The organism is Rhizobium sp. CG5 (assembly GCF_023701945.1).
Lineage (GTDB): Bacteria > Pseudomonadota > Alphaproteobacteria > Rhizobiales > Rhizobiaceae > Allorhizobium.
The window spans coordinates 254,815-279,420 of the sequence record NZ_JABAEF010000004.1 but is presented as its reverse complement, the minus strand read 5'-3'; the positions used below and the strand labels follow the sequence as shown (position 1 = coordinate 279,420).

Sequence of the window (24,606 nt, the reverse complement as noted above, 5' to 3'; positions counted from 1 at the left end):
ATTTCCTATTTTTCAAACTCAATCGACCAGTTTCATGGCAACATCGACGACGGACAGTGTCAGCGCACGGTCGCAGCCGGTCTTGCCGATGATCCGCAGACCCTGCATCAGGCAGAGCAGCGCACGCGCCGTCGCAGCGCTGTCCAGATCGGCCTTAACCGAGCCGTCGACCTGTCCTTCACGGATCATCCCGACAATGCAGGCCTCATTGCGCAAGGTGGCCGCGGAAACCAGCGCTGCCATGTCGGCGTCGAAAATTGCCAGTTCCGTGGCGCTGCCGACCACCAGGCAACCGCGCCGCCCGCTGACGCCATGGGAGGCCTCGGCATAGAAGGATACCATGATGCGCAGCCTGTCGCGGCCGCAGGTGCCGCATTCAAGCTGTTGCGTCAGCAATGCGTCGCGCACCGTCTTGTAGCGATCGAAGGCCGCCAGGAAGATGGCGCGCTTGTCCTTGAAGGCCTTGTAGAGGCTACCCGAGGTGAGTTGCATCGCCGCCTTCAGTTCGGCAATGGAGGCGGCCTGATAGCCGCGCAAGGCAAAAACCTCGATGGCTCTGTCGAGAGCTTCGTCTATGTCGAATTCGCGAGGGCGGCCAGGTCCGCGGACGGACGGATCGGCATCAAGGTGGTGTATTTTCATGCGTACGCTATAGGGAACGATCGTTTCCTAATCAAGCGAAAATTTGACGCCTGAATTCGAACGGCCCACAAACCGTGCCGGATTGCCGACCACCGTCGTGCCCGCCGGTACGTCGCGCGTCACGACTGACCCGGCGCCGACGATCGCACCATCGCCGATCGTCACACCGGCGAGAAGGATGGCAGAGCCGCCGATCCAGACGTCCCTGCCAATCACCACCGGTTTGGCGATTTCCAGGCCCGCCCGACGCAGGGCGCGATCCTTGTGATGTTCGGCACAGTAGATCTGCACGCCGGGACCGAGCATGCTGTGATCGCCGATCGTCACCGCGGCCGAATCGAGAATGATGCAGCCGGCATTCAGATAGACGCAAGCCCCCAGGTTTATGTTGAAGCCATAGCCGCAATGAAACGGTGCTTCCACGAACGCGCCATCGGCGAAATGCGCCAACAGCCCGCGCAGCAGAGGCGCCGCTGCACCGCGCTCGCCTGGTGGCATGGTATTGTGCTGGTGCACCGCGTTGCGCGCCGCGCTCCGCAGACCGTCCAGTTCCGGATCGAGACAGGTATACCAGTGCCCAGCCGCCATTTTTTGCCGCTCGGTTGGCTTCCTATCGGTCATTTTCTAGATCTGCCGGACCCAGGCGCGGGCGATGGCGAGACCCGCCGCATCGGCAAGCGGGCCGTGGACGGCAGCCAGTTCCGGGTGTTTTGCCTGCCAGCCCGGATGTTTGCGTTCGGCATGGGCGGCAAATTGCCGATTCCATTGCTCGATGACGCCACGATGGGCTTCGAAATGGAATTGCGTGCCATAGGCGGCCCGCCCGACGCGAAAGGCCTGGTTGGCCGCGGTGGCATTCTTCGCCAGCCGCACGGCCCCATTGGGCAGGGTGAAGGTATCGTCGTGCCACTGGAAGGACAGGAAACCATCCTCGACGGCGGACAGGACCGGATCACCAGCGCCCTCCTCCGTCACGCCGATCACCTGCCAGCCGAATTCCGGCGCCTGGCCGATCAGGTTCTCGGCGCCATAGCCGCGCGCCAGGATCTGGCTTCCAAGGCAAATGCCGAGCACCGCCTTGTCGGCGTCGCCAAAGGCGCGCATCAACGCCGCCAGCTGCGGCAGATAGGGATGCCTGTCGTCGTCGCGGGCATTCTGTTCGCCACCGAACACCACAAGGGCGTCATGGCCGTCCACGGCCTCCGGCAGCGGCTCGCCGGCAAAAGCCCGGACCACATCAACCTTGGCGCCGACTTCCGCCAGTGCCACGCCCACCTGGCCGTGATGGGTCATGTCCATATTCTCGACGATCGCGACGCGCATGCCTTAATCCCTGCCCCTTCATCGTATCGGAAAATGGCAGATGATCACGATGCAGCGCAGCATTCAAGATGGATCATGACAAGAGCAAAGGCGGCAAACAGCCAAGCCTGCCGCCGCCGGATTTTTTTGTCGGATCAGAAAACCCTGTTCAGTCTGGCGTCTACCGACTGGGCATTGCCGCCCCGAAACGCAAAGAACAGGAAGATCGCCGTCCAGAGGATCGACTTTTCCGCGCCGGCAAGGCCCTGCGCCTGCACGACGCCATGAAAATAGACGGTGACCAGCAGCACGATGGTTGCGGCAAAAGCCGCAGGACGGGTGAACAGGCCGATAGCAACAAGAATGCCGCCGAAGAACTCGGTGGCGGCCAGCAGCGGCGACCAGAAGACGCCGGGATAAAATCCCAGCCCCTCGACCATGCCAACGGCCCCCATCGGATCGAGGATCTTGCCATAGCCATGGGTCACGAGCAGCAGGCCGGCAACGACACGCAGAATGGTCTCGACGGTGACATAGCCGCTGCCATAGACCGGCGCGAGGGCCGGGATGATCAGTCGGCTGCGGTCGGGGGGATTGGACATCGGGCATTCCTTCTGGTGAATTATCGTATGCCCCTGTTTGCGCATCGCCTCGCACGAACTCAAGCTCGACGGCGGTCAATATATGAGTAAAACAGTTGACATTTTCGTGACCAACAACCTGCCGGGAGATTTAGCAATGCACGACAAACCGCGTATCACCATTCTCTATTGCACCCAGTGCAACTGGCTTTTACGGGCCGGCTGGATGGCGCAGGAGCTTTTGCAGACGTTCGGCAGCGATCTGAACGAAGTGGCGCTTATTCCCGGCACCGGCGGCAATTTCGAAATCCGCCTGGATGACGCGCTGATCTGGGAGCGCAAGCGCGACGGCGGCTTTCCCGGGCCAAAGGAGTTGAAGCAGCGGGTGCGCGACGTCCTCGATCCCGAGCGGAATCTCGGCCATACCGACAGGGTTCACACGGAGACCGACCTGCCTTCATGAGCGAGGCTGGCCTCATGAAAAAGGCGGGAACTTGCGTTCCCGCCTTGTCAATTGATGAGAGACTGTCTCAACGATAGGGCGACCGGCAAGCCTTGTAGTAGCCGTCATAGGCCAGATACTGGTTGGTCTGCGGATTGTAGGACCGATACCGCTCAAGGCACCAGCGGACATGGCTGGACCAGCCACCGCTCGGCGGGCGATAGGCGGGGCGATAGACCGGAGGCGGATAATAGATCGGCGGCGGCGGTGGCGGACGGTAGATCGGCGGGGGATAGTAGATCGGTGGCGGCGGCCGATAGATCGGACGCGGCGGCGGCGGGCGGTAACCCGGACGATCGTAGCAGCCACTTCGGTCGCAGACGACCCGCACATCGACTATGTCGGATGCAGCGGACGGCGCAGACACCGAAGGCGCCACCGGCATAGCAGCGAGCACCGACTGCGGCAAAACGCAGGTCAGGCCCATCACCGCGCCGATGAGAGCATTGCGGATCCTAAACATTCACACTCTCCTCAAGAGATCCCGAACGAGGTCCGGGATCATTACGGCTCCTTGTTCGATCGCTCCATCGGGTATGGAAATCCCGTGAAACGACCAGCATGTCGACAGATCGGCCAGCAAGTCTTGCCCCTTGCCGTCCCAAGCAAAGATCCTATGACCAAATCCGTGTCCAGCCAATCACTTTGTCCAATGGGATCATGTCTTTTCGGAGACATGACAAGCCTCTCTATTTGTGAAGACTCACTCTGTCCGAGCACCACAACTTAGTGCTACTTTCCAGGTCGCGTAACGGCGGGGTTGTTGTTGGTGCCGGGGGCGTGACGGACCCGTGCCGGCGTTTGCCGCCATGCGTATGGCGCCGTCCAATGCGGTGGCCCGATACAAGCTTTTTTCACATTCGACACGAAAAGTTCAAAAAGCCAGTTGACAGGCAGAGGCCCCACCCTTACATGCCTGACCGTCGCCCAGATGGCGGAATTGGTAGACGCGCCAGCTTCAGGTGCTGGTACTCGAAAGGGTGTGGAGGTTCGAGTCCTCTTCTGGGCACCATTCCATTCTAAGTCCTTGATCTTAACAAGGATTTTGCTGCATTGCAGAGATGCCCCGGCTGTAACGGTTTTGTTCAGCCGGGGCATTTTTGCATGATAAGCTCCCCGAACGACTGATGGTGCGCAAGGCTAACGGTATTGCGATCAGCCCGGCATCGATCGTGCGCTTTTCGGGCGCTGAGCGCAGATCCAGCACGCATATCATCGAGCACGGCCTGTACTTTCTAGGCCCTTCGGGAACCCAACCCGTCAGGTCAAGGCATTCGCCTATCTGCCGCTGCTCATCTGAATCGGCCGAGGTTCGATTGCGCTAGAGCGTTTCCTGGTTAGATTGAAACATTCTGTTGGCTCAAACGGAGTCGATTGGTCGCCCGGCTGGCGCGTGTCGTAGCCACGCCCTACGGCCAAGCCGGCCGGGCGATCAGGCGGCCCGTTTCAGCCAACCCGAAGGGCCGGGCATCTTTCCGCCAGGATCAAAGGCGATCGGCTCGGACGTACCTTCGGGTATGCCCTTCGCCAATCGCCTTTGCCCTGACGAAAACCTGCACCGGCAGAATGCTTCAATCTAACCAGGAAACGCTCTAGACACTGGCTGGCTGCCCCTGGTCGCCGCCGGGCCCTCGTCCCCTAGGCAACAGCTGACCGCGACCAGCTTTTGCGCGTTTTTCCGCAATACTGTGGCCCTTCAACCGCGCGGCACAAAAAACTGTCGAAAATGACGGTTTTCTGTGCTTGCGTCATTATTTGGTAAAAACTATTTAGTTTGTGGACATATGATTGCGTTTCAATCGAAGCGCGATGGATCGCATTTATGCATCCACACCTGCTTCGACGTCCCACGACACGAGATTTGAAAATGCTAACCAACAAAGGCAAATACGGATTGAAGGCGCTGGTCGATCTCGCGCGGCTCGACAGTGGCGAAACTGCCTTCGTCAACGACATCGCGACCCGCAACAATATTCCGAAGAAATTCCTCGACACGATCCTGCTGGAACTGCGCAATACCGGCATTCTGCGCTCGAAGAAGGGCCCCAATGGCGGCTATTCGCTGTCCAAGCCGGCCTCGGACATCATGATCGGCCAGGTCATCCGGACGCTGGACGGGCCGCTGGCGCCGATTCGCTGCGCAAGCCGCACGGCGTTTGAGGCCTGCGAGGACTGCCGCGATCCCGAGACCTGCCAGGTGCGTCGCTCGATGACAGAGGTGCGCGATGCGATCGCGATGATCCTCGACAACATGACGCTGGCGCAGTTCGTCAAGGACGACACGGCAATAGATGTCGTGAGCAGCGAAAAACAGGCTGGCTGAACGCCGGCCTTCGCGCGCAGAAAATCACCTGTCCACGGTCCCGTCCGTTTCCTGTGACTGGGCAGGGTCAGGCGTGTCCTTGGCCAAATCGGACCCGAGTTCGACAAGTGCATCCTCAGAGGTGCCGTCTGCCGCGTGCAAAAACGTCTGTGTCGCCGCGATGGCAAGCGCCTTGGCCATCTGACTGGCCCGGGTGATGGTACGAGGGCCGGGTGTGACCTGGGCGATGTCGATCTCGGTGCCGCAGCGATTGATGAGCGCTGCGAGGGACTCCATTTTGACATAGGCCCTGGCGATCTCGAGCTTTATCAGCCGCAGATCGCTGTCGGCAGCGTCGTGACGACGGTCGCGCAGTTTCCGGATCGAAGACAGAAACGTTTGCGTGGACTGGCCCAGAGCAAGCGCCCCCTGGAGCAGGTCGCTGGTTGCGCCCGACATGAGGCGCGCATCCGAACTGACCTTTAGCACCGCGTCTGCGGCAACATGGAGCTTTTGGAAAGACAGCCGGTGCTGTCCGGCCCCTCCCTGTGCAAAAGCCGTTTCGCGCGCATGGCGCGGCACGATGACGAAACGCGGCTCGCCGCGCTCATCGGCCAGCAACAATGCCAGCCAGTCGGCCAACAGCGGCTCACTGCTGGAAATCTCACCGTCCAGACAGTATCCGATGCCCTCGGTCGTCAGGCGCAGCGCCCACTCACTGACGGGATCATCGCCACGCACCAGACCGCTGAAACATTCCCCGCAGGCGACACGGGCAAAAATAGCGCGCCGCTGCTCTTGGCTGCCGGTATTGCGGATGGCTTCAAGCGTCGAGAAATGTCCGGCAAGCGCGGTCGCGGATTCGGGCGACGTGGCCGCAATGATCGACACGGCTTCCGCCATCAGGGCGTTGGAGATATCCAATCCCCCAAAATCCACCGGAATGGATATGGCAAACAGGCCGGACTGAACCAGGTCGTCCCAAGACGGAACAGTCCGTACGCCCGCCTGTCCACCATTGGCCAGGCTGCGCGCAATGCCCAGCACTTCGTCCTCGGCGCCAATGCGCGTGGGAACGCTGCGCAGACGCTCATGGAGATGCGTTACTGTTCCCATCGCTTGCTCCTCAGGACCGATATGCAGACTGCGCAGAACCAGCCGTTAACCACAAGCCGTTTACGTCCCGTCTGAACGCCCTCCAGGTGACGCTTCACGCCATGATCTGCCAACTAGAGCAGGAACAAGGTCGCTACGATGAACAAAAATGCTGCGGCAACGCAAGATGCCTGCAGGCAATCGGACAGACTGATCTGCCGTTGTTTTACCAGACGGCGCCTGGGTGCGGAACCACTAAAGGCATAGGACATGATCTGATATCCTCTTGCGGTTCAAAGGACCGGAAACATGCCCCAGAAGACATGTTCGTAGTCTCGGTGCGGTGGCGCGTCCTTTGCTTCGGCGCTTGCTGCGGACTTATTGGCGACCTTGGCCTGTTGCTCGCCCCTGTCCGGCGGCTGTAGTCCTGCACCCGCTTCGCGGCGGGTAAGCCCGAACAGATCGAAGGAAAAACTCGCTATCCCCATGGGCATCATGCATGTCTCCCGTTTTGAACGATCGAAGTTGCGACGTTAACAATTTCGCCGCTACCGGGTTCCAAGTCAATATATTCCATAAAATTGGTATTCTAATTTTCGAGCACTTCGGAGCAGGATTCTCTCCCATGCCGACGCTGTACGAAAAGCGCCACACCATGAGCCGATCCCGCCTTGGCTATTCAATGCCGGAGGCTTGCATGCACGAAAGGTGCGGCCGCCCCATGAAGGCTAGGGCTGGGAAAGGCCGTCGCGACGCCGCCGGCACGAGCCGCATCAGATCTTATACCAAGGCTCGATGATGATGCTCACACGCCGGCCAGATTGCGCAGTTCCCCTTTGTAAAAAGTGCATGGCCTTCACTGTAGCCGCGTAGAACCTCGACAAGTTTGCGTTCGCGGCAACACACCATCTGCATCACTCAGCTCTCGAACAGCTTCCATCTCGTCGGCCGGAAGCGGATCTCGCTGCCAATGTTTGCCACGGCATCGAGCGGGATTTCGATCTCGATATGATGGGATTGACCTGGTGTGCCGACGTCGAGTTCAGCGATGCGGGTGCCGGCCAGCCGTCGGCTTGCGGTCACCGTTCCGGAAAGGCCGACCCCCTCTGAGACGAGGGCCACGTCTTGTGGCCGAAAGAACAGGATCGCCTCGCCAGCTCCGTCCGCGGCAACACCAATCGGCGTGCCCTCGTAGAGTGCCTGACCGCCGGCGAGCGTCACCGGTATATGGGCGCTGTCGCCAATGAACGAAAAGACGAAAGACGAGTTCGGCCGGTCATAGACATCGTCCGAGGACCCGACCTGCTCGATGCGACCCTGGCTCATCACCACGACGCGGTCGGCCAGTTCCAGGGCTTCTTCCTGGTCATGGGTGACGAAGACGGTGGTGTGGCCGGTGCGCTCATGGAAATCGCGCAGCCAGCGGCGCAATTCCTTGCGCACCTTTGCGTCAAGCGCGCCGAAGGGTTCGTCGAGAAGCAGAACTTTCGGCTCGATCGCCATCGCACGGGCAAGGGCCACGCGCTGGCGCTGGCCCCCGGAAAGCTGGTTCGGATAGCGCTTTTCCAGGCCTGAGAGTTGCACCATGTCGAGCAGTTCCAGGGCACGGCGGCGGATCTCCGCCTTTGACGGGCGATCGCCGCGCGGCCGGACCGTCAGTCCGAAGGCGATGTTGTCGGCCACCGTCATATGGCGGAACAGCGCATAGTGCTGGAACACGAAGCCGACATGACGCTCCTGAACGCTTTTCAGCGAGGCGTCCTCGTCGCCGAAGAAGATTTGGCCGCGGGTCGGCTGCTCAAGGCCGGCGATCAGCCGCAGCAGTGTCGTCTTGCCGGAGCCCGAGGGGCCGAGAAGGGCGATCAACTCACCGGAGCGGATGTCGAGCGAGACATCGTGCAGGGCCGGATATCGGTCGAATTCCTTGCGGATGTTGGAAACTCTCACTTCCATGGGAGGCAGTGCCTTTCAATGCTTGCGGCCAGCGGCGATTTCCGCGCCGAACCGCAATTCGAGAACTGTCTTGATGATCAGGGTGACAAGGGCCAGCGCCGCCAGCAGCGAGGCGACCGCGAAGGCACCGACGAAATTATATTCGTTGTAGAGAATCTCGACATGCAGCGGCATGGTGTTGGTCAGACCGCGGATATGGCCTGACACCACCGAGACGGCGCCGAACTCACCCATGGCGCGGGCATTGCACAGCAACACGCCGTAAAGCAGGCCCCATTTGATATTGGGCAAGGTCACATACCAAAAGGCTTGCCAGCCGGATGCCCCGAGCGACAATGCCGCTTCCTCGTCGCCATTGCCCTGCTCCTGCATCAGCGGGATCAGTTCGCGGGCGACGAAGGGGAAGGTGACGAAGATGGTGGCCAGCACGATGCCCGGCACGGCGAAGAGGATTTCGATACCGTAGCTCTTCAGCCAGGGGCCGAGCGCACTGCCCGCACCGAACAGCAGAACATAGACCAGGCCCGAAATGACCGGAGAGACTGAGAAGGGCAGGTCGATCAGCGTGGTCAGGAAGGCCTTGCCCTTGAATTCGAACTTGGCGATCGCCCAGGCGGCGGCCACGCCGAACACCAGATTAAGCGGCACGGCAATGACCGCCACCAGCAAGGTCAGCCGGATCGCCGCCACCGTATCGGGCTCGACAAATGCCTCCAAAAACACGGCGGGTCCCTTGCGGAAGGCCTCGATGAAGACGGCCACAAGCGGAAGCAGCAGGAACAAAGTCAAAAACAGGAAGGCCAGCGCCATCAGCGCGTAGCGAGCCAGCGGTGCCTCGGTGGTTGGTGATCGAAAACGCCGGTGGTCATGCGCCATAACCATACCTCCTGCGGCTCCAGGCCTGGATGAGATTGATGACCAGCAACATTACGAAGGAGAGTGACAGCATAATCGTGGCGACCGCCGTTGCCGCCGCATAGTTGAACTCCTCCAGCCGGATGACGATGAGCAGCGGGGCGATCTCGGAGACATAGGGAATGTTGCCGGCGATGAAGATGACCGAACCATATTCGCCAACGCCGCGCGCGAAAGCCAGGGCAAAACCCGTCAGGATGGCTGGCGCGAGACCGGGCAGCAGCACGCGAAACACCGTCTGGAAGCGGTTGGCCCCCAGCGTGGCGGCAGCCTCTTCCACCTCGCGGTCGATCTCCTCCATCACAGGCTGGACGGTGCGCACCACGAAAGGCAGGCCAATAAAGATCAGCGCGATGACGATGCCGGTCGGATTGAAGGCAGCCTTGATGCCGACCAGTCCCAGAATGCTGCCGACCCAGCCATTATGGGCATAGAGAGCCGCCAGCGCGATACCGGCGACGGCGGTCGGCAAGGCAAAGGGCAGGTCGACCACCGCGTCGATGATCCGGCGGCCAGGGAACTCGTAACGCACGATGACCCAGGCGACAATGACGCCGAAGACGACATTGACGATGGCCGCCACCAGCGCCGTCCCGAAACTGACTTCGAGCGCCTTGACCGTGCGCTCGTCCGTCAGGATCGCCAGGAACTGTGCGCCGCTCAGCGACGCGGTGCGCCAGACAAGGCCCGCCAACGGAATAAGAATGATCAGCGTCAGGTAGGCGAGCGAAAAACCAAGCGTCAAACCGAAACCCGGTATGACGCTTGGCCTTTTGATCCGCCATCCCGCCGAGGCAGCAGGAATGGATGATGTCAACGTTTTAGTTTCCCGGCTTGTAGATCTGGTCGAACACTCCGCCGTCACCGAAATGCTCAGGCTGGGCTTTGGCCCATCCGCCGAAGATCGGGTCGTCGATTGTCACCAGCTTAATGTCGGGAAGCTGCTTGAGCAACTCGGCCTTCACGACTTCAGGCTTGGACGGCCGGTAGAAATGCTTGGCGGCGATATTCTGCCCCTCGTCGGAATAGAGATATTGCAGATAGGCCTCGGCCTGCTTGCGCGTGCCCTTGGCATCGACATTGGCATCGACCACGGCCACCGGCGGTTCCGCCAGGATGGAAATCGGCGGCACGACGATGTCGAAGGAATCAGCACCGAATTCGGTGCCCGCCAGATAGGCCTCGTTTTCCCAGGCCAGCAGCACGTCGCCGATTTGCCGCTGGGCGAATGTGGTCAGCGCGCCGCGCGCACCGGTATCGAGAACCGGAGCCCGCTTGTAGAGGTCACCGATATAGGCCTTGATCTTGTCCTGGTCGCCGGCAAATTCCTGGTTGGCCCAGGCCCAGGCCGCCAGATAGTTCCAGCGCGCCCCGCCTGATGTCTTCGGGTTCGGCGTGACGATCTGCACGTCGCCCTTGACCAGGTCGCCCCAGTTCTGGATGCCCTTGGGATTGCCCTTGCGCACCAGAAAAACGATTGTCGAGGTGTAAGGCGAGGAATTGTTGGGCAGGCGATTGCGCCAGTCCTTGGCGATCTTGCCGCCGTTGTCGACGATCGCGTTGATGTCGCTTTCCAGTGCCAGCGTCACGACGTCGGCTTCCAGCCCGTCGATCACGCCGCGCGCCTGCTTGCCGGAGCCGCCATGCGACTGCTGGATGGTGACATCCTCGCCAGTCTCAGCCTTCCAGTGGGCGGCGAAGGCGTCGTTGTATTCCTTGTAGAGTTCGCGGGTGGGATCATAGGACACGTTGAGCAAAGTCGTCTGTGCCACGGCGCCTGAGACCGATCCGAGCGCAAGGCTAACCCCAAGTGCTGCAACCCCTAACCCCTTGAAAGAAAGAAACATCACCTTCACTCCCACTCTCGTTTCATTGTGCGTCTAGTCTATTAAGTTACTAGAGATAGTCAACAACAGCGGGCGCAGAAGGAAAAATCATTCCCCTGCGTCCCATGCAGCGCAAAACGGTTTTGATCTGGAAGGCTGACGTAAAAAGAACCGGGGCACCTCAAGGCGAATCCTAGTTTTGCCGCCGCGGCTATCCGGGTCCAAAATCAAGCTCAGCATTGCTTGCCGACCGCATGGTATCGGCAAGGGTCGCTAAAGCTTGGCGGACGTCGCATAAGCGCTCATCGCGACGATCGTCGCACTTATGTTCTGAGTATGGATTGTCCCGGTGACATCGCGGCTCACCGCACCGCGCAGAGAATGAACCGGCGGTAGACCAGTGTCCGCAGCCGGTTGCGCAGATTGGTGCTGCGGCGTTGGGCGGCAGCGATCGGCCCGTGCGAGAGGCGCAGCGTATGGGCGAAGCCCGCCTGCTTCAGCAGGGGCTCCAGCCGGTCGTATGTCAGCCCCTCGCCGAACGGCAGTTGCCGCATGATCTCGGCATGCCGGGAGCTGAGCGCACCGTCATAGTGCGTGTCCGGACCGATGAGCCGGTCGATCTGGCGGATCACGAAGGAGGACAGACGGCCAAGGCGGGTGGGCTTGGCCCAATCGCCATCAAAGACCAGCAGCTTGCCGCCGGGCTTCAAGAGCCGGTGCCATTCCCGAAAGGCCGCCTCCGGCGCCGTCAGGGTCCAGACGAGATGGCGGCAGACGATGGCATCGTAGAGACCGTCCGGCTCCCGCGTGTCCTCGGCATCCGCCAGGATGAACCGCAGGCGATCCTTGCCTGCATGCTTGTGGCGGGCGACCGCCAGCATGGCTTCGGGAAAATCGATGGCGGTCACGTCATGGCCGAGCTCGTGGGTCAGCCGCGTCACCTCGCCCGTGCCGCAGGCAAGCTCCAGAACCTTCAGAGGTGCCGTGCCCAATTGCTCGCGGATCGGCTGCTGCCAGGCGTGGAATTCCGGTCCCGGCGGAATGCGATGGCCGAAGGCAAGGTCGAAGGTCTCGGACCGCTTCGACCAGTAGTCGCGGATCTCCTCCTTCAAGTGGAAATTCGGGCGGGAAAGGGAAGCGTCATTCATCGGTATCGGTCTTTCAGGCGATTGCATGCAATGCGGTGGACGGGCGCGCTTCGCCCGGCCGCTGGTATCGGATATGGCAGCGGCCGTCCGCCTCAAGCTCGACACTGGCCGTCACGCCGAACACGGATCTGATGCGCTCCGGCGTCAGCATGTCGCGCGGCGTTCCAAGGCCGACCAGACGGCCGGCCTGCAACACGACAAGACGATCGCAGAAGATTGCCGCGTGATTGAGGTCATGCAGGGCCGCGACCACCGTCAGGGGCTGAGAGCGCACCAGATCGAGAAGGCCGATCTGGTGATGGATGTCGAGATGGTTGGTCGGCTCGTCCAAAAGCAGGATCTGCGGCTCCTGGGCCAGCGCCCGGGCGATGTGCAGCCTTTGTCGCTCGCCGCCCGACAGGGTGTGCCAGTGGCGGGCGGCAAAGCCGGACATGTCGACCTCGTCGAGTGCGGCCGCCACGATCTCCTCGTCGCGGCTCGACCAGGGCGCGAGAGCGCTCAGATGCGGCGTGCGGCCAAGCTCGACGGCCTGGCGGGCGGTGATGCGGTCCGTGGTTTCCGCCTGCTGTTCGACAAAGGCGACCTGCCTTGCGATGTCGCGACGCGACAGCGACGGCAGGGGGTGACCGCCGAGCATGACCGCGCCCGACTGCGGCGACCGGAGGCCGGCCAGCAGCGACATCAGGCTGGTCTTGCCGGAGCCGTTGGGGCCGATGATGCCGAGGAATTCGCCGGCGCGGATGTCGAGCGAGACATCGTCGACGATGCGCCGGCCGCCGGCTGACCAGACGAGATTGCGGGCCGAGAGGATCATGAGGCAGCCCTCCCCCGGGCCAGGATGAGGGCAAAGGCCGGTGCGCCGACCAGCGCGGTGATCACGCCGATCGGCAGGACCTGACCGGGAATGATGATGCGCGACAGGATGTCGGCGACGATCATGAAGATTGCTCCGATAAAGGCCGCCGCCGGCAGCAGCGCGCCATGGCGCACGCCGGCGAAATAGCGCGCCGCATGGGGAATGACCAGGCCGACGAAGCCGATCGAGCCGACGATCGACACCATCACCGCGGTCATCAGCGCGGCCACGGCGATCAGCACGCCGTAGACCCGGCGCACGGGGATGCCGAGCGAGGCGGCGGAATCGGCGCCGAAGGTGAAGGCGTCGAGCGCCCGGGAATGCCAGAGGCAGACCAGCAGGCCGACCAGCGTCACCGGCACCGCCAGAAGGGCGTCGGGCCAGCGAACACCCGACAGGTTGCCCAGCAGCCAGAACATGATGCCGCGGGCCTGCTCGGCGCTCGCCGATTTGGTGACGATGAAGGAGGTCAGCGCGTTGAACAGCTGCGACCCGGCAATGCCGGCCAGGATGATGGCGCCGGTGCCGCGGCCGGCTTTCAGCGCCAGCAGGGAGACCAGGCCAAAGGCGATGAGAGCGCCAAGGAAGGCGCCGACCGACAGGGACAGGGCGCCGGCACCCAGACCCAGGATGGCAACGCTGACGGCGCCGCTGGAGGCGCCGGCCGATATGCCGAGGATATAGGGATCGGCCAGTGCATTGCGCAGCAGCGATTGCAGCACGACGCCGCACAGCGACAGGCCGGCGCCGCAGCAGGCCGCCACCACGGCCCGGCTGAGCCGATAGTTCCAGATGACGCCCTCGTCGATCGCATCGAGCGGATAGCCGGCCGACCAGAGGCGATTGGCGACCGTCTGAAGGACGGTGCTGAAGGGAATGGCGGTCTCGCCGATGGCGGCACCGAGACCGAGTGCCACCATCAGCACCACGAGCGCCGCGATACCGGCGCCCGTGCGATTGACCGTTGCGAGAGATCCCCTCACCGTGCCAGACCGAAACCGGCCACGGCCGTGGCCAAGGCCTCGATGCCGTCAATGGTGCGGATCGTCGGGTTCATCGCCTGGGCATCCATGACGACGATATGGCCCGCCTTGACCGCCGGCATCAGGCTGACCACCGGATCGGACTTCAGATATTCCATCTTCACGGTCCAGTCGTCGGCCGGGTAGCGGCGGCGATCCATCTTTCCGATGACGATGATGGCGGGGTCCGCCTTGGCGACGGTTTCCCAGCCAACCGTCGGCCATTCCTCATCGGATTCGATGATGTTGCGGATACCAAGCGTCGAGAGGATGTAACCCGGCGCGCCGTTGCGGCCGGCGACATAGGGATCGATGGCCAGTTCAGCGCTGGAGAACCAAAAAACGGCAGAAAGCTTGCCATCGCCGGCCCCGACCTTGGCGCGGGCGGCGGCTTCGCGCTGCTTGAGGGTCGCAATCACCTCAGCACCTTTGTCTGCAACGTCGAAGATCTGCGCCATGTCGCGGATCTCCTGGTAGATCAGGTCCATCGAGAAGGCATTGTGGCGCACGCCATCGCCGCCGCCGGAATTGTCCTTGGCCGTGCAATCGGCAGGCGACGTATAGACCGGGATGGAGAGTTCGGCGAACTGTTCCGGCGTTCCGACAATGCCTTCGGGACCGACATGCCACTGGAATTGCGTCGTCACCAGATCGGGCTTCTTCGCCACGACGCTTTCGAAACTCGGGTCGTTGTCGGCCAGGCGTTCGACCTTGGCATTGGCCTCTTCATAGCCCGCGAGGACAGGGCTCAGCCAGACGGCGGTGCCGACCATCCGGTCTGAAAGACCAAGCAGATATAGGATTTCCGTACTGCTCTGGCCGATCGACACGGTGCGCGACGGCGCCTTGTCGAAGGTGATCGAACGCCCGCAATTTTCAAGGGTCAAGGGATAGGTGGTGGATGCGGCAATGGCGGCTGAGTTGCCCAGGGATGAAAAAGCCGCGGCGGTGGCAAGCGCGGCGGCAGCAGCGCCGCGACGGATGGGGCGGAAAATAATGGTCTGCATCGGAGATTCGCTTCTGATTTGATATGGGAGATAGCCCGGCGCACAGGTCTGGCGCGACCGGTCTCGGGACGAGCAACCGTCTGAAGCGCGCACCAGGGCCACGGGCGACGAGCGCCCGCAGCGATCCTTGCGAACCGCAAACGGAACATGCCGATCAGGTCAAAATGCGCCCTGACAGTCCCGGTCGATGAAATGAAAAGCAAAAGAGGCCGATGCCAGCTGGGGCATGTGTCATGTCAACTCCTGTTCAGGGCTCCCCGCCCGTGACGTTGGATCTGTGGCTTGACGGCAGGTCTCCTGGCTTGCGGATTGTCGCTTTCCATCTGCCTTCCCACGTCGGCCCTTCCGGCTTTCGCAGTGGCATGGCACTTTGTCTGTGCCACAAGGATGGTCTGCTCCGCTTACAGTTGCGGGGGCAGCCACGGTCTTGGCCCCTTTCGGGTCGTCCGCACCGTGTTCCCTATTAATCCCCTGGGAGTCATCCTTCAGGGAACCGTCCCCCCTACCATTAGCGCCGGGCGGGCAATCCCGTCAAGATTGCCGCCCGGTCCAAATGTCGAGTCGCGCTACCGTTCGATCCCATTCCATCAAGTAATGTAATATCATTACATTTACCAATGGGCTCCGGTCTTGTCCAGCCCCCTTATTGGATGATTATGGATCGGAACGGGACTCCTCACTGTTGGCGCCGTGATGTAGGGATGCTGCGATATCGGACGATCCGCAGGGGGAAACATGCGCAAACTGCCGGCACTTTCGGCCATGAAGATCTTTGAGGTCGTCGGCCAGACGCGCAGCTTCACCCGCGCTGCCGAACGGCTGAACCTGACCCAGAGCGCCGTCAGCCGGCAGGTGCGCAATCTCGAGGAGCAGCTGGGCGAACCGTTGCTGATCCGCCATCATCATCATCTGGAGCTGACAGCCTCGGGTGCCGAACTGCTGGCAGTGCTGCATCAGGCGTTCCACAACGTGGAACTGGCGGTGCGCGGCATCATGGAGAAGAGCAACCGCCATCGGCTGCGTCTCAACGTACCACCGACCTTTGCCAAGCGCTGGCTGATGCCGCGGCTCGGTCGCCTGCGCCGCGCGCTGCCCGATATGGAGATCAGCATCAGCACCGATCTGCAGGACAGCCTGACCGAGCGCAGCCTGCTCGACTGCGCCATCCGCTTCGGTGACGGCGAATGGCCGATGCTGAAATCCAGCCTGCTGATGACCGAGCGCCATATCGCCGTCTGCGCGCCCGGCCTTCTGAAACGGGACAGTGGCAGCGGCTCGGTGGATCTGGCGGGATTGACCTTCCTGCATGTTCTGTCGTCGGCCGACCAGCGTTACCTGACCTGGCAGCACTGGCTGGATGCAGCAGGCCTGCATGACACGGACACCAGCGGCGGACTGGAATTCGACCTTCTCGACCTTGCCATAGAGGCTGCCTGCAACGGCCTCGGCGTGACCATTGCCGACCGGTTCATGGTGGCCGAGCATTTGCAGGACGGGCGCCTGGTGCAGGTGCTGGATGTCGAGGTCGAGGGCCACGAATCCTATTGGCTGGCGACACGCGCCGATCAGCCGGAAGGCGCCAATGTGACCGCCTTTCGCGCCTGGCTCGACGAAGAGATCGGGGCACAAGAGGCGCAACCCTGAAGCATTCCATTTTGGAATGCTGAACCTCAGAATTACTCGCTTGCGAAGCTCACTCCTCCGCGTTCCAAATTGCCAACCGGCAAGAGCGAGCTGACTCGACAGATGCTCCGCCGCCGGCGCAAGGAGCAGGCCGCGCATCATGACACCTCATCGCAATTTCATTGCCGGCGCCTTTGAGCCGGCGTCAAGCAGCCAGAGCATCGAGGTTCGTAATCCGGCCACTGGCGCGGTGTTTGCGAGCGTGCCGGCTGCCGGCGAAGCCGATGTGCTGCGAGCCGTTGCCGCTGCAAGCGAAGCGCAGAAGACCTGGCGCAAGCTGACCGCCATCGAGCGCGGCAACGCGCTGCGCCGGCTGGCGGATGCGCTGGAAACCCATGCCGGCAGGATCGGTGCGGCGCTGGCGCTGGAATCCGGCAAGAGCCTTGCGGATGCGACAGCCGAGGCGATCTATGGCGTCGAGCTGATGCGCTACCATGCCGAATGGGCGCGGCGCATCGAAGGCGAGGTCATTGAAAGCGATACGCCGAACGAGACGCTGCTGCTGAAGCGCGAGCCGATCGGCGTCGTCGCCTGCCTGATCCCGTTCAACTTCCCGATCTACACGCTGGTGCGCAAGATCGCCCCGGCGTTGATCACCGGCAATGCCGTGGTGGTGCGGCCAAGCAATACCACGCCGACCTCAGCCTTCGCCTTTGCGCAGGCCCTGCTGGATGCCGACCTGCCGGCCGGGTTGATCAATATCATGACCATGACCCACGACGTGGCCCGCGTCATGTGCACGGCGCCGAACGTCGGCATGATCACGCTGACCGGCAGCGTGGCGGCCGGCCAGACGGTCCTCGACTATTGCCGGACCAATATCGCCAAGCCGTCGCTGGAACTCGGTGGCAAGTCGCCTGTGATCATCGAGCCGGATGCCGATCTCGATGCCGTGGCCCGCATGGTCGTGGCCGCCAAAACAGCCCATTGCGGCCAGGTCTGTACATCAGTCGAACGGCTCTATGTGCAGGAAAGCGTGCATGACGCCTTGCTTGAACGGTTGCGCTTGGGCTTTGCGGGCCGCGCTTTTGGCGATCGGTCCGCCAACCCTGACCGGATGGGACCGCTGGCGAGCGAGGCTGCACGCCAACGCATCCATGCCATGGTCGAGCGGGCGAAAGCCGAGGGCGCCGTGGTCGAGGCAGGCGGCATCCTGCCGGATGGTCCGGGCTATTTCTATCCGCCGACCCTGCTGTCGGCCTGCCGCCAGGACATGGAGATCGTGCGCGAAGAGGTGTTCGGGCCGGTGCTGGCCGTCATCCCCTATGGCCAATTCGACGAGGCGCTGGCGCTCGCCAGCGATCACCAGTTCGGCCTTGCCTCTGTGCTGTTTACCGAAAACTACCGCAAGGCCCTGCAGGCGGCCCACGAGATCGAGGCGGGTGAACTCTACATCAACCGTTTCCCGGCCGACCCCTACCAGGGCTACCACGCCGGCTGGAAGAAATCCGGCCTTGGCGGCGACGACGGCAAACACGGCATGCTGGAATTCACCCAGACCCGGCTGGTGGTGATGAATTACTAGAACGCTATCGATCGGAGCAGGATTAGAGCCCCTCATCCGGCCTGCCGGCCACCTTCTCCCCGTGAACGGGAAGAAGGGACAAGCGGCAAACACTGAGCCAAGTCCCCTCTCCCCGCATGCGGGGAGAGGGTTAGGGTGAGGGGCAAGACCCGCGCCACGCCAAAAATATCGACCCACGACCCGCAAACGGAGGCACCCATGAAGATCGCAGAGCTCAAGACCCATGTTGTCGCCGTTCCGCCGCCGCATGTGGGCGGCATGTACTGGGTCTTCGTGCAACTGAAGACAGATTGTGGCATCGAGGGGGTGGGCGAGATCTATGCGACGGCCTTTCATCCCGGCGCCATGGTGCCGCTGATCGAGGATGTCTTCCAGCGTTATCTGGAGGGTCACGATCCGCACAATATCGAGCGCTTCTGGAGGGCCGCCTATTCGAGCGGCTTCACGCAGCGCCCCGACCCGACCATGATGGGCATCGTCTCCGGCCTGGAGATCGCCTGCTGGGATATCATCGGCAAAGCGGCCGGCCGGCCGGTCTCCGATCTGCTCGGCGGCACGGTGCATGAGAAGCTTCGGGCCTATACCTATCTCTACCCGAAGAATTCAGCCGGCGACTACGATTACGGCGATCCGGATCTGGCGGCCGAAGAGGCAATCCGCATGGTCGACATGGGCTTCACGGCGCTGAAGTTCGACCCGGCCGGGCCTTATACCAACTATTCCGGGCACCAGCTGTCACTCGGCGTGATGGATCGCTGCGAAGAGTTCTGCACCAAGATCCGCGCCGCCATCGGCAGCAGCGCCGATATCCTGTTCGGCACCCACGGCCAGATGGTGCCGTCCTCGGCCATCCGGCTTGCCAAGCGGCTGGAGAAATACGATCCGATGTGGTTCGAGGAGCCGGTGCCGCCCGGCCAGGAGGCCGCCATGGCGGAGGTCGCGCGGGCCACCTCGATCCCGATCTCGACGGGCGAGCGGCTGACCACCAAGTATGAATTCCAGCGGGTGCTGCAGCTCGGAGCCGCCTCGATCCTGCAGATGAATGTGGCGCGGGTCGGCGGGCTGCTGGAAGCCAAGAAGATTGCCGGCATGGCAGAAGCCTTCTACGCGCAGATCGCCCCGCATCTCTATAACGGCCCGGTGGGCGCTGCCGCCAGCATCCAGCTGGCCGCGGCAAGCCCCAATTTCCTGATCCATGAGGCGATCATCGATTTCGGCGGGTTCCATGCCGAGGTGCTGAAGACCAAGCTTGGATTCGACGACGGCTATCTGATCCCGTCGCGCGAACCGGGGCTCGGCATCGAACTCAACCTCGACGTGGTGGCCGCCCATTCGCCCTATACCGGCAACCGGCTGCACCTGCAGATGGCGTCCGAGCCTGCCGACATCAAGGAATTCGCACCCGCCCGCGGCTAAGGTCGAGACCCCATGATTTACGATTTCGTCATTGTCGGCGCAGGCTCGGCTGGCTGCATTCTTGCCAGCCGGCTCAGCGAAAGCGGCCGCTACAGCGTGCTTTTGCTGGAGGCCGGCGGCCGGGATAGCTCGTTCTGGTTCAAGATCCCGGTCGGCTATGCCAAGAGCTACTATAATCCGGCGGTCAACTGGATGTATTCCACCGAACCGGAAGCGCAGTTGAACGACCGGCGGATCTATGTGCCGCGCGGCAAGGTGCAGGGCGGTTCCGGCTCGATCAATGCCATGGTGTTCGTGCGGGGCGCCGCCGCCGATTTCGACGACTGGAAGAGCGCCGGCAATCCGGGCTGGGGGGCAAGCGATGTGCTGCCCACTTTCAAGACGCTGGAAACCCATGAGACAGGCGCCTCGCACTGGCATGGCGACAGAGGGCCGATCCATGTGACGCCGATGCGCGGCATGACCCATGCGGTCACAGATGCGTTCCTATCCGCCTGCGGCGAACTGCAATTGCCGCTCAACGCCGATTTCAACGGTGCGGACATCGAAGGAGCCGGGGTCTATGACATCAACGTGCGCCGCGGCATTCGTTCGCATTCGAGCGCCGAATATCTGCGCCCGGCGCTGAATCGGCCGAACCTCTCGATCGAGCATTTTGCCCTGGCGCAGAGGTTGACCTATGCGCCGGACGGTCGCGTCGATGGCGTCGAGGTGCTGCAGCGCGGCAGGCTCCGGACCTTCAAGGCGCGGCGCGAGGTGATCCTTTCAGCTGGCGTCGTAGACACGCCGAAACTGATGCAGCTTTCCGGCCTCGGCGAAGCGATCCATCTCTCCAGTCTCGGCATCGAGGTGAAACGGCATCTGCCCGCGGTCGGCGAGAACCTGCAGGATCATCTCTGCGCCAGCTTCTATTACCGCGCCAACCGGCCGACGCTGAACGGACTGTTCGGCAGCCTCTTCGGCCAGGCTTCGCTCGGCCTGCAATATGTGCTGACCCGCAAGGGACCGTTTGCCATGAGCGTCAACCAGGCAGGCGGCTTCTTTCGCGGTGGACCTGGCGAAGAGCGGCCGAATATCCAGCTCTATTTCAACCCGCTGTCCTACCGCATCCCGGTCAACCGCCGCGCCTCGATGCTGCCGGAGCCCTATCCGGGCTTTCTGATCGCCTTCAATTCCTGCCGGCCGACCAGCCGCGGCCGCATCGCCATCGGCTCCAGTGACGCCCAGGCCGCCGCCCTGATCCAGCCCAACTATCTCTCCACCGAGCGGGATGTCGCCGAAGTGCTGCAGGGCAGCCGGCTGGTGCGACGGATTGCCGGAGCCCCTGCCCTGCAAAGCCTGATCGAGGAAGAGGTTTCGCCCTCGCTGACCGCCACAAGCGACGAGCAGCTGCTCGACTATTTCCGCGCCAATAGCAGCTCGATCTACCACCTTTGCGGCAGCTGCGCGATGGGGCCGGATCCGGCAACGTCGGTGGTCGATGCACGGCTGCGGGTGCATGGGGTGGAGGGGCTGCGCGTGGTCGACGCGTCGATCTTCCCGAACGTGACGGCCGGCAATATCAATGCCCCTGTGATGATGGTGGCGGAAAAGGGTGCTGCAATGATCCTTGAGGACGCGGCCTGACGAGCGAATTTCTAAAGCAGACGGACCAATCCCTGAATGGAGAGAACGGCATGCGCTACGGTTTTATCGGACTTGGACATCTCGGCGGTTTTCTGGCCGGCAGCCTGTTGCGCGAGGGGTTTGCCCTGACGGTTCATGATACGGACCGCTCGAAGGCGGCAGACCTGATAGCGCGCGGTGCGCGCTGGGCCGATGATCCGCACCTGCTGGCCCAGGACGTCGACGCCGTGATCACCTGCCTGCCCTCGCCCGCCATCTCGGAAAAGGTTCTGACGGCGCCGAACGGCATTCTTGCCGGGCTGAAGCCGGGATCGACCTGGATCGAGATGAGCACGCTGGATCACGCCGCCGTCGAACGGCTGGCGGCGGTGACGGCGGAAAAGGGCGTGCGGATGATGGAGGCGCCGGTCACCGGCGGCGTTCACCGGGCGGCGGCCGGCGACATCACCGTGATTGCCGGTGGCGACCGCGATCTCTACGATCAACATCTGCCGGCCCTGCAGGCCATGGGCGGCGAGATCTTTCACGCAGGACCGCTCGGCAAGGCCGCAGTGATCAAGGTCATCACCAACATGCTGGCCTTCATCCACCTGCTGGCGACCGGCGAGGCGCTGATGCTGGCCAAGAAGGGCGGCATCGACCTCACCGATGCCTTCAACATCATCAAGGCCAGTTCCGGCAACAGTTTCGTGCACGAGACCGAGGGCCAGGTGATCCTCAACGGCAGCTACAACATCAATTTCACCATGGATCTGGCGGTCAAGGACCTGGGTTTCGCACTCGGTTTCGGCAGGGAATTCGGCGTGCCACTCGACCTTGCCTCGCAGGCGCTGCAGACCTTCATCCGCGCGCGTTCCACCTATGGCGGCAGCGCCTGGTCGTCGCAGGTCGTCAAGCTGCTTGAGGATGCCGTCGGCACGGATCTGCGCGCGCCAGGCTTTCCCGCAGAGCTCTAGAATGCTTCCTGGCTAGGGACGGTCCGCCGCCGCGGGCTCGACACTGCCGGGCTCGTGCCCCGCTTCAAACGCCTGCCGCGGGCCTGTCAGGCTCCAGCGCAGCCCCTCCGGCTCGAAGGTCACGGTCGCCTTGCCGCGGAACGCTGCGGCGGCGTGGCGCTCGATCACCGTGGAGCCGAAACCGCGCCGGACAGGCGGGATGACCGGCGGTCCGCCGGTCTCCGTCCAGGTGACCGTCAGCATAGGCTGCTCGCCGGCCTCGTCCGTCGCGGTCTGCCACTCCACCACGACCTGCCCCTCAGGCACGGAAAGCGCGCCGTATTTGACCGAGTTGGTGGTCAGCTCATGAAAGACCATGCCGAGATTCTGCACGGCATTGGCATTCAACGTCAGGTCCGCGCCGCGCCGCGCGACGCGTTCGCCGGACCCGAGCACGGTTGCGATCTGCAGGTCGACAACCTCAGACAGCGGAATGCCGCCCCATTGCTGCCGGGCCAGCGCCTCGATGGAGCCGGCAAGGCCGGACAGGCGGCCGCTGACATCCTTCTGGTACTGGTCGACACTGGTTGCTTCACGGGCCAGCTGGCGCATCATCGCCTGGACCAGGGTGAGGATATTCTTGGTGCGGTGAACCAGTTCGTGCAGGATGAAATGCACCCGTTCCTCGGCCTGGCTGCGATCAAAGGAGGCATTGGACAGGGCGATGGCCACCTGGTTTGCCTCGCTCACACGGGTCATCACCGGCGAAACGATCTCGCCTTCACCGATCCGCTCGGCCATGTCGGCGATCTGCCTGATGGATCTGCGCAATTGCTGGGCGGCGGCCCAGGCGACCGCTATTCCCAGCCCCAGCAGCAGCAGGCTGCCGAGAACCAATTGCCGCCATGTGCTGACCAGCGGCGCCTGGGCCGAGGAGGTCGGGCCCCAGACGGCGATAGTCCACGACCAGCCCGGCAGCTTGGCATAGCCCAGCATCAATTCCGGCCCGTCGCCAGGCACCACGGCGCTGTCGTTTGAGCCGGTCATCAGCGACAGCATGTCCGGGGGGAACTCGGCCCCGGAGCTGCGGTTGTCCGGGCCGCTCGACACCACGACATGGCCAAAGGCGTCCAGGACCGCCGCCGACCAGCCGATCGGCAAACCATCGGTTGCCGTCAGGCTGGCAAGATCGCCCGCCCCTTGCGTCAGCACCAGGGCCGCGCCGGCCGAAGACAGCGCCGGCGGCAAAGGCATGGTGACGTTGAAAACCCATTGCTTGCTGGTCGCGCCGAAGAAAATATCCGACACCTCGATATTGCCGGAGGCCAGTGCCGATCGAAGTGCCGGAAGATTGGCCATCGGGCCGAGTGCGGTGCCGAAGGGCACCCGCGTATTCAGGGTCTGCGCGCCGTCCGCCTGGACAAGCAGCATATAGAGCGAGTCCGCTTTCAGCCCCGGCGCAGTGCGGTCATGAAACGCCATCAAATCGCCGGTCTTCAGCTCCGGCGAGGTTGAAAGAAGCCGCAGGGTCGTCGCCATATCCTGTAGCTTGCGTTCCACACTGCGGCCAATGGTCTGCGCGTCCTGGGCGGTCTCGCGCCGCAATGTCTGGTTTTCATTGCTCTCCAGCTCGGCGAGCAGGAAGACGACGAAGCCGAGCAGCGGCAAGGTCGTCAGCACCGCCATGGCCATCAGATAGACGCCGATGGAGGTGGTCGGAAAAAAGCGGATCCACCTAGTCATCGGCCATCATCGAAACTTTGATGCACCACGCCGTCCGACTGCCCTTCACACATGCCATGGAATGCACTCCCGTTCCGCCCCGCCCGGTCCGTCTTTCATATCGAACCTGCCGCGCAATGCAAAGGCTTCGCCTTATTCGCGCCGCTACCGACCACAGCACGGCTATTCCGCAATGATCCGCGGATTGACGCCGGGCATCCATTCCTTCGAGATCGGCGGCCGAGTGCCCTGATAGGTGATGCCGCCCTGGGTACATTGATAGACCTGGACCGGCATTCCATCGGCGAAGAATTCCGAGCCACGGTAGCTGCGGACGAATGCCGTAGTCGTCGTGCATTTATAGCTGGTGTCCGGCAACTGGTCCGGCGGCACGACGCCTGGAAGATCCTTGTAGGCAAAAGTCGGCTGGTCCTTGGCTGCCGATCCGGCATAGGCACTGCCCGTCACAGCCAGCGACAGGGCGATAAGCGTCAATAGTCGTCGTCCCGTCATGACAGGCCCTTTCGTGACAGGTTCATAGGGCAAGC

General features: G+C 62.6%; 24 protein-coding genes, 1 tRNA gene and 1 riboswitch. Of the genes, 8 read left to right on the top strand and 17 right to left on the bottom strand.

From position 1 onward, the window contains the following. Positions 1-18: 18 nt before the first annotated feature. From HGO38_RS09375 to HGO38_RS09360, 4 genes are all read right to left on the bottom strand, one after another. Positions 19-642 (bottom strand): TetR/AcrR family transcriptional regulator, encoded by a 624-nt coding sequence (locus HGO38_RS09375; RefSeq protein WP_250955615.1) that lies wholly within the window; start codon positions 640-642, stop codon positions 19-21. A gap of 27 nt (positions 643-669) precedes the next feature. Then, positions 670-1,263 carry a sugar O-acetyltransferase gene (locus HGO38_RS09370; protein ID WP_250955614.1) on the bottom strand — a complete coding sequence of 198 codons (594 nt, stop codon included), beginning with the start codon at positions 1,261-1,263 and terminating at the stop codon, positions 670-672. 3 nt (positions 1,264-1,266) lie between these two features. Further along, positions 1,267-1,965 carry a type 1 glutamine amidotransferase gene (locus tag HGO38_RS09365; RefSeq protein ID WP_250955613.1) on the bottom strand — a complete coding sequence of 233 codons (699 nt, stop codon included), beginning with the start codon at positions 1,963-1,965 and terminating at the stop codon, positions 1,267-1,269. Positions 1,966-2,099: 134 nt separating this feature from the next. Next, positions 2,100-2,546, bottom strand: coding sequence for a DoxX family protein (locus HGO38_RS09360; RefSeq protein WP_250955612.1), 447 nt, complete (start codon positions 2,544-2,546; stop codon positions 2,100-2,102). Positions 2,547-2,682: 136 nt separating this feature from the next. Between HGO38_RS09360 and HGO38_RS09355 the strand changes: the two genes are divergently transcribed. Beyond that, positions 2,683-2,988 (top strand): Rdx family protein, encoded by a 306-nt coding sequence (locus HGO38_RS09355; RefSeq protein WP_250955611.1) that lies wholly within the window; start codon positions 2,683-2,685, stop codon positions 2,986-2,988. A gap of 67 nt (positions 2,989-3,055) precedes the next feature. Here HGO38_RS09355 and HGO38_RS09350 read toward each other — a convergent pair whose 3' ends face one another. Then, entirely contained in the window at positions 3,056-3,490 is a 435-nt protein-coding gene (locus tag HGO38_RS09350; protein ID WP_250955610.1) for a BA14K family protein, read from the bottom strand. 462 nt (positions 3,491-3,952) lie between these two features. Here HGO38_RS09350 and HGO38_RS09345 point away from each other — a divergent pair. Continuing rightward, positions 3,953-4,039, top strand: a tRNA-Leu gene (locus HGO38_RS09345). An 855-nt stretch (positions 4,040-4,894) separates the two neighbouring features. Beyond that, positions 4,895-5,350, top strand: a complete 456-nt coding sequence (locus HGO38_RS09340) for an RrF2 family transcriptional regulator (protein ID WP_250955609.1) — start codon at positions 4,895-4,897, stop codon at positions 5,348-5,350. Positions 5,351-5,374: 24 nt separating this feature from the next. On the opposite strand, the gene HGO38_RS09335 is transcribed toward HGO38_RS09340, so the two are convergent. The 10 genes from HGO38_RS09335 to HGO38_RS09290 form a co-directional block, all read right to left on the bottom strand. Further along, positions 5,375-6,376 carry an acyl-CoA dehydrogenase family protein gene (locus HGO38_RS09335; RefSeq protein WP_250955608.1) on the bottom strand — a complete coding sequence of 334 codons (1,002 nt, stop codon included), beginning with the start codon at positions 6,374-6,376 and terminating at the stop codon, positions 5,375-5,377. A gap of 341 nt (positions 6,377-6,717) precedes the next feature. After that, the gene (locus HGO38_RS09330) at positions 6,718-6,921 is read right to left on the bottom strand and encodes a hypothetical protein (RefSeq protein ID WP_250955607.1); all 204 of its coding nucleotides are present in this window, start codon (positions 6,919-6,921) and stop codon (positions 6,718-6,720) included. A gap of 421 nt (positions 6,922-7,342) precedes the next feature. Then, positions 7,343-8,377 (bottom strand): sulfate/molybdate ABC transporter ATP-binding protein, encoded by a 1,035-nt coding sequence (locus HGO38_RS09325; protein ID WP_250955606.1) that lies wholly within the window; start codon positions 8,375-8,377, stop codon positions 7,343-7,345. A gap of 15 nt (positions 8,378-8,392) precedes the next feature. Next, positions 8,393-9,253, bottom strand: coding sequence for a sulfate ABC transporter permease subunit CysW (gene cysW, locus HGO38_RS09320; protein WP_250955605.1), 861 nt, complete (start codon positions 9,251-9,253; stop codon positions 8,393-8,395). Then, positions 9,243-10,109 (bottom strand): sulfate ABC transporter permease subunit CysT, encoded by an 867-nt coding sequence (gene cysT / locus HGO38_RS09315; RefSeq protein WP_250955604.1) that lies wholly within the window; start codon positions 10,107-10,109, stop codon positions 9,243-9,245. Before cysT ends, cysW begins: the two co-directional genes overlap by 11 nt. A gap of 4 nt (positions 10,110-10,113) precedes the next feature. Next, positions 10,114-11,139: a sulfate ABC transporter substrate-binding protein gene (locus HGO38_RS09310; RefSeq protein WP_250955603.1), complete on the bottom strand. Its 1,026-nt coding sequence runs from the start codon at positions 11,137-11,139 to the stop codon at positions 10,114-10,116. 341 nt (positions 11,140-11,480) lie between these two features. Further along, complete coding sequence (locus HGO38_RS09305) at positions 11,481-12,266, bottom strand: class I SAM-dependent methyltransferase (RefSeq protein WP_250955602.1); 786 nt, start codon at positions 12,264-12,266, stop codon at positions 11,481-11,483. A gap of 13 nt (positions 12,267-12,279) precedes the next feature. Continuing rightward, positions 12,280-13,080 (bottom strand): ABC transporter ATP-binding protein, encoded by an 801-nt coding sequence (locus HGO38_RS09300; RefSeq protein WP_250955601.1) that lies wholly within the window; start codon positions 13,078-13,080, stop codon positions 12,280-12,282. Then, entirely contained in the window at positions 13,077-14,042 is a 966-nt protein-coding gene (locus HGO38_RS09295) for a FecCD family ABC transporter permease (protein WP_250955689.1), read from the bottom strand. The genes HGO38_RS09300 and HGO38_RS09295 overlap by 4 nt, the downstream gene beginning before the upstream one ends. A 59-nt stretch (positions 14,043-14,101) precedes the next feature. Continuing rightward, the gene (locus HGO38_RS09290; RefSeq protein ID WP_250955600.1) at positions 14,102-15,151 is read right to left on the bottom strand and encodes an ABC transporter substrate-binding protein; all 1,050 of its coding nucleotides are present in this window, start codon (positions 15,149-15,151) and stop codon (positions 14,102-14,104) included. 270 nt (positions 15,152-15,421) lie between these two features. Then, positions 15,422-15,664, bottom strand: a riboswitch (cobalamin riboswitch). A gap of 222 nt (positions 15,665-15,886) precedes the next feature. On the opposite strand from HGO38_RS09290, the gene HGO38_RS09285 reads away from it, so the two are divergent. The 5 genes from HGO38_RS09285 to HGO38_RS09265 all read left to right on the top strand — a co-directional run bounded on the left by HGO38_RS09285 (position 15,887) and on the right by HGO38_RS09265 (position 22,357). Further along, the gene (locus tag HGO38_RS09285; protein ID WP_250955599.1) at positions 15,887-16,795 is read left to right on the top strand and encodes a LysR substrate-binding domain-containing protein; all 909 of its coding nucleotides are present in this window, start codon (positions 15,887-15,889) and stop codon (positions 16,793-16,795) included. A 139-nt stretch (positions 16,796-16,934) separates the two neighbouring features. After that, positions 16,935-18,359, top strand: coding sequence for an aldehyde dehydrogenase family protein (locus HGO38_RS09280; protein ID WP_250955598.1), 1,425 nt, complete (start codon positions 16,935-16,937; stop codon positions 18,357-18,359). Between the two features lie 198 nt (positions 18,360-18,557). Beyond that, on the top strand, positions 18,558-19,775 hold the full coding sequence (locus tag HGO38_RS09275) for a mandelate racemase/muconate lactonizing enzyme family protein (protein ID WP_250955597.1): 1,218 nt from the start codon (positions 18,558-18,560) through the stop codon (positions 19,773-19,775). Between the two features lie 12 nt (positions 19,776-19,787). Continuing rightward, the gene (locus tag HGO38_RS09270) at positions 19,788-21,401 is read left to right on the top strand and encodes a GMC family oxidoreductase (protein ID WP_250955596.1); all 1,614 of its coding nucleotides are present in this window, start codon (positions 19,788-19,790) and stop codon (positions 21,399-21,401) included. A gap of 50 nt (positions 21,402-21,451) precedes the next feature. Continuing rightward, positions 21,452-22,357 carry an NAD(P)-dependent oxidoreductase gene (locus HGO38_RS09265; protein WP_250955595.1) on the top strand — a complete coding sequence of 302 codons (906 nt, stop codon included), beginning with the start codon at positions 21,452-21,454 and terminating at the stop codon, positions 22,355-22,357. Between the two features lie 12 nt (positions 22,358-22,369). Here HGO38_RS09265 and HGO38_RS09260 read toward each other — a convergent pair whose 3' ends face one another. Both HGO38_RS09260 and HGO38_RS09255 read right to left on the bottom strand, forming a co-directional pair. Continuing rightward, complete coding sequence (locus HGO38_RS09260) at positions 22,370-24,079, bottom strand: sensor histidine kinase (RefSeq protein WP_250955594.1); 1,710 nt, start codon at positions 24,077-24,079, stop codon at positions 22,370-22,372. 162 nt (positions 24,080-24,241) lie between these two features. Continuing rightward, positions 24,242-24,571 carry a hypothetical protein gene (locus HGO38_RS09255; RefSeq protein WP_250955593.1) on the bottom strand — a complete coding sequence of 110 codons (330 nt, stop codon included), beginning with the start codon at positions 24,569-24,571 and terminating at the stop codon, positions 24,242-24,244. Positions 24,572-24,606: the final 35 nt, after the last annotated feature.

Coding starts and splice junctions, on each gene's coding strand:
- HGO38_RS09355 (WP_250955611.1), top strand. CDS start 2,683: ATGCACGACAAACCGCGTATCACCATTCTCTATTGCACCCAGTGCAAC.
- HGO38_RS09285 (WP_250955599.1), top strand. CDS start 15,887: ATGCGCAAACTGCCGGCACTTTCGGCCATGAAGATCTTTGAGGTCGTC.
- HGO38_RS09295 (WP_250955689.1), bottom strand. CDS start 14,042: ATGGTGGCACTCGGTCTCGGTGCCGCCATCGGCGAGACCGCCATTCCC.
- HGO38_RS09310 (WP_250955603.1), bottom strand. CDS start 11,139: ATGTTTCTTTCTTTCAAGGGGTTAGGGGTTGCAGCACTTGGGGTTAGC.
- HGO38_RS09325 (WP_250955606.1), bottom strand. CDS start 8,377: ATGGAAGTGAGAGTTTCCAACATCCGCAAGGAATTCGACCGATATCCG.
- HGO38_RS09275 (WP_250955597.1), top strand. CDS start 18,558: ATGAAGATCGCAGAGCTCAAGACCCATGTTGTCGCCGTTCCGCCGCCG.
- HGO38_RS09280 (WP_250955598.1), top strand. CDS start 16,935: ATGACACCTCATCGCAATTTCATTGCCGGCGCCTTTGAGCCGGCGTCA.
- HGO38_RS09270 (WP_250955596.1), top strand. CDS start 19,788: ATGATTTACGATTTCGTCATTGTCGGCGCAGGCTCGGCTGGCTGCATT.
- cysW (WP_250955605.1), bottom strand. CDS start 9,253: ATGGCGCATGACCACCGGCGTTTTCGATCACCAACCACCGAGGCACCG.
- HGO38_RS09375 (WP_250955615.1), bottom strand. CDS start 642: ATGAAAATACACCACCTTGATGCCGATCCGTCCGTCCGCGGACCTGGC.
- HGO38_RS09300 (WP_250955601.1), bottom strand. CDS start 13,080: ATGATCCTCTCGGCCCGCAATCTCGTCTGGTCAGCCGGCGGCCGGCGC.
- HGO38_RS09350 (WP_250955610.1), bottom strand. CDS start 3,490: ATGTTTAGGATCCGCAATGCTCTCATCGGCGCGGTGATGGGCCTGACC.
- HGO38_RS09330 (WP_250955607.1), bottom strand. CDS start 6,921: ATGATGCCCATGGGGATAGCGAGTTTTTCCTTCGATCTGTTCGGGCTT.
- HGO38_RS09255 (WP_250955593.1), bottom strand. CDS start 24,571: ATGACGGGACGACGACTATTGACGCTTATCGCCCTGTCGCTGGCTGTG.
- HGO38_RS09305 (WP_250955602.1), bottom strand. CDS start 12,266: ATGAATGACGCTTCCCTTTCCCGCCCGAATTTCCACTTGAAGGAGGAG.
- HGO38_RS09370 (WP_250955614.1), bottom strand. CDS start 1,263: ATGACCGATAGGAAGCCAACCGAGCGGCAAAAAATGGCGGCTGGGCAC.
- HGO38_RS09290 (WP_250955600.1), bottom strand. CDS start 15,151: ATGCAGACCATTATTTTCCGCCCCATCCGTCGCGGCGCTGCTGCCGCC.
- HGO38_RS09360 (WP_250955612.1), bottom strand. CDS start 2,546: ATGTCCAATCCCCCCGACCGCAGCCGACTGATCATCCCGGCCCTCGCG.
- HGO38_RS09365 (WP_250955613.1), bottom strand. CDS start 1,965: ATGCGCGTCGCGATCGTCGAGAATATGGACATGACCCATCACGGCCAG.
- HGO38_RS09265 (WP_250955595.1), top strand. CDS start 21,452: ATGCGCTACGGTTTTATCGGACTTGGACATCTCGGCGGTTTTCTGGCC.
- HGO38_RS09260 (WP_250955594.1), bottom strand. CDS start 24,079: ATGACTAGGTGGATCCGCTTTTTTCCGACCACCTCCATCGGCGTCTAT.
- HGO38_RS09340 (WP_250955609.1), top strand. CDS start 4,895: ATGCTAACCAACAAAGGCAAATACGGATTGAAGGCGCTGGTCGATCTC.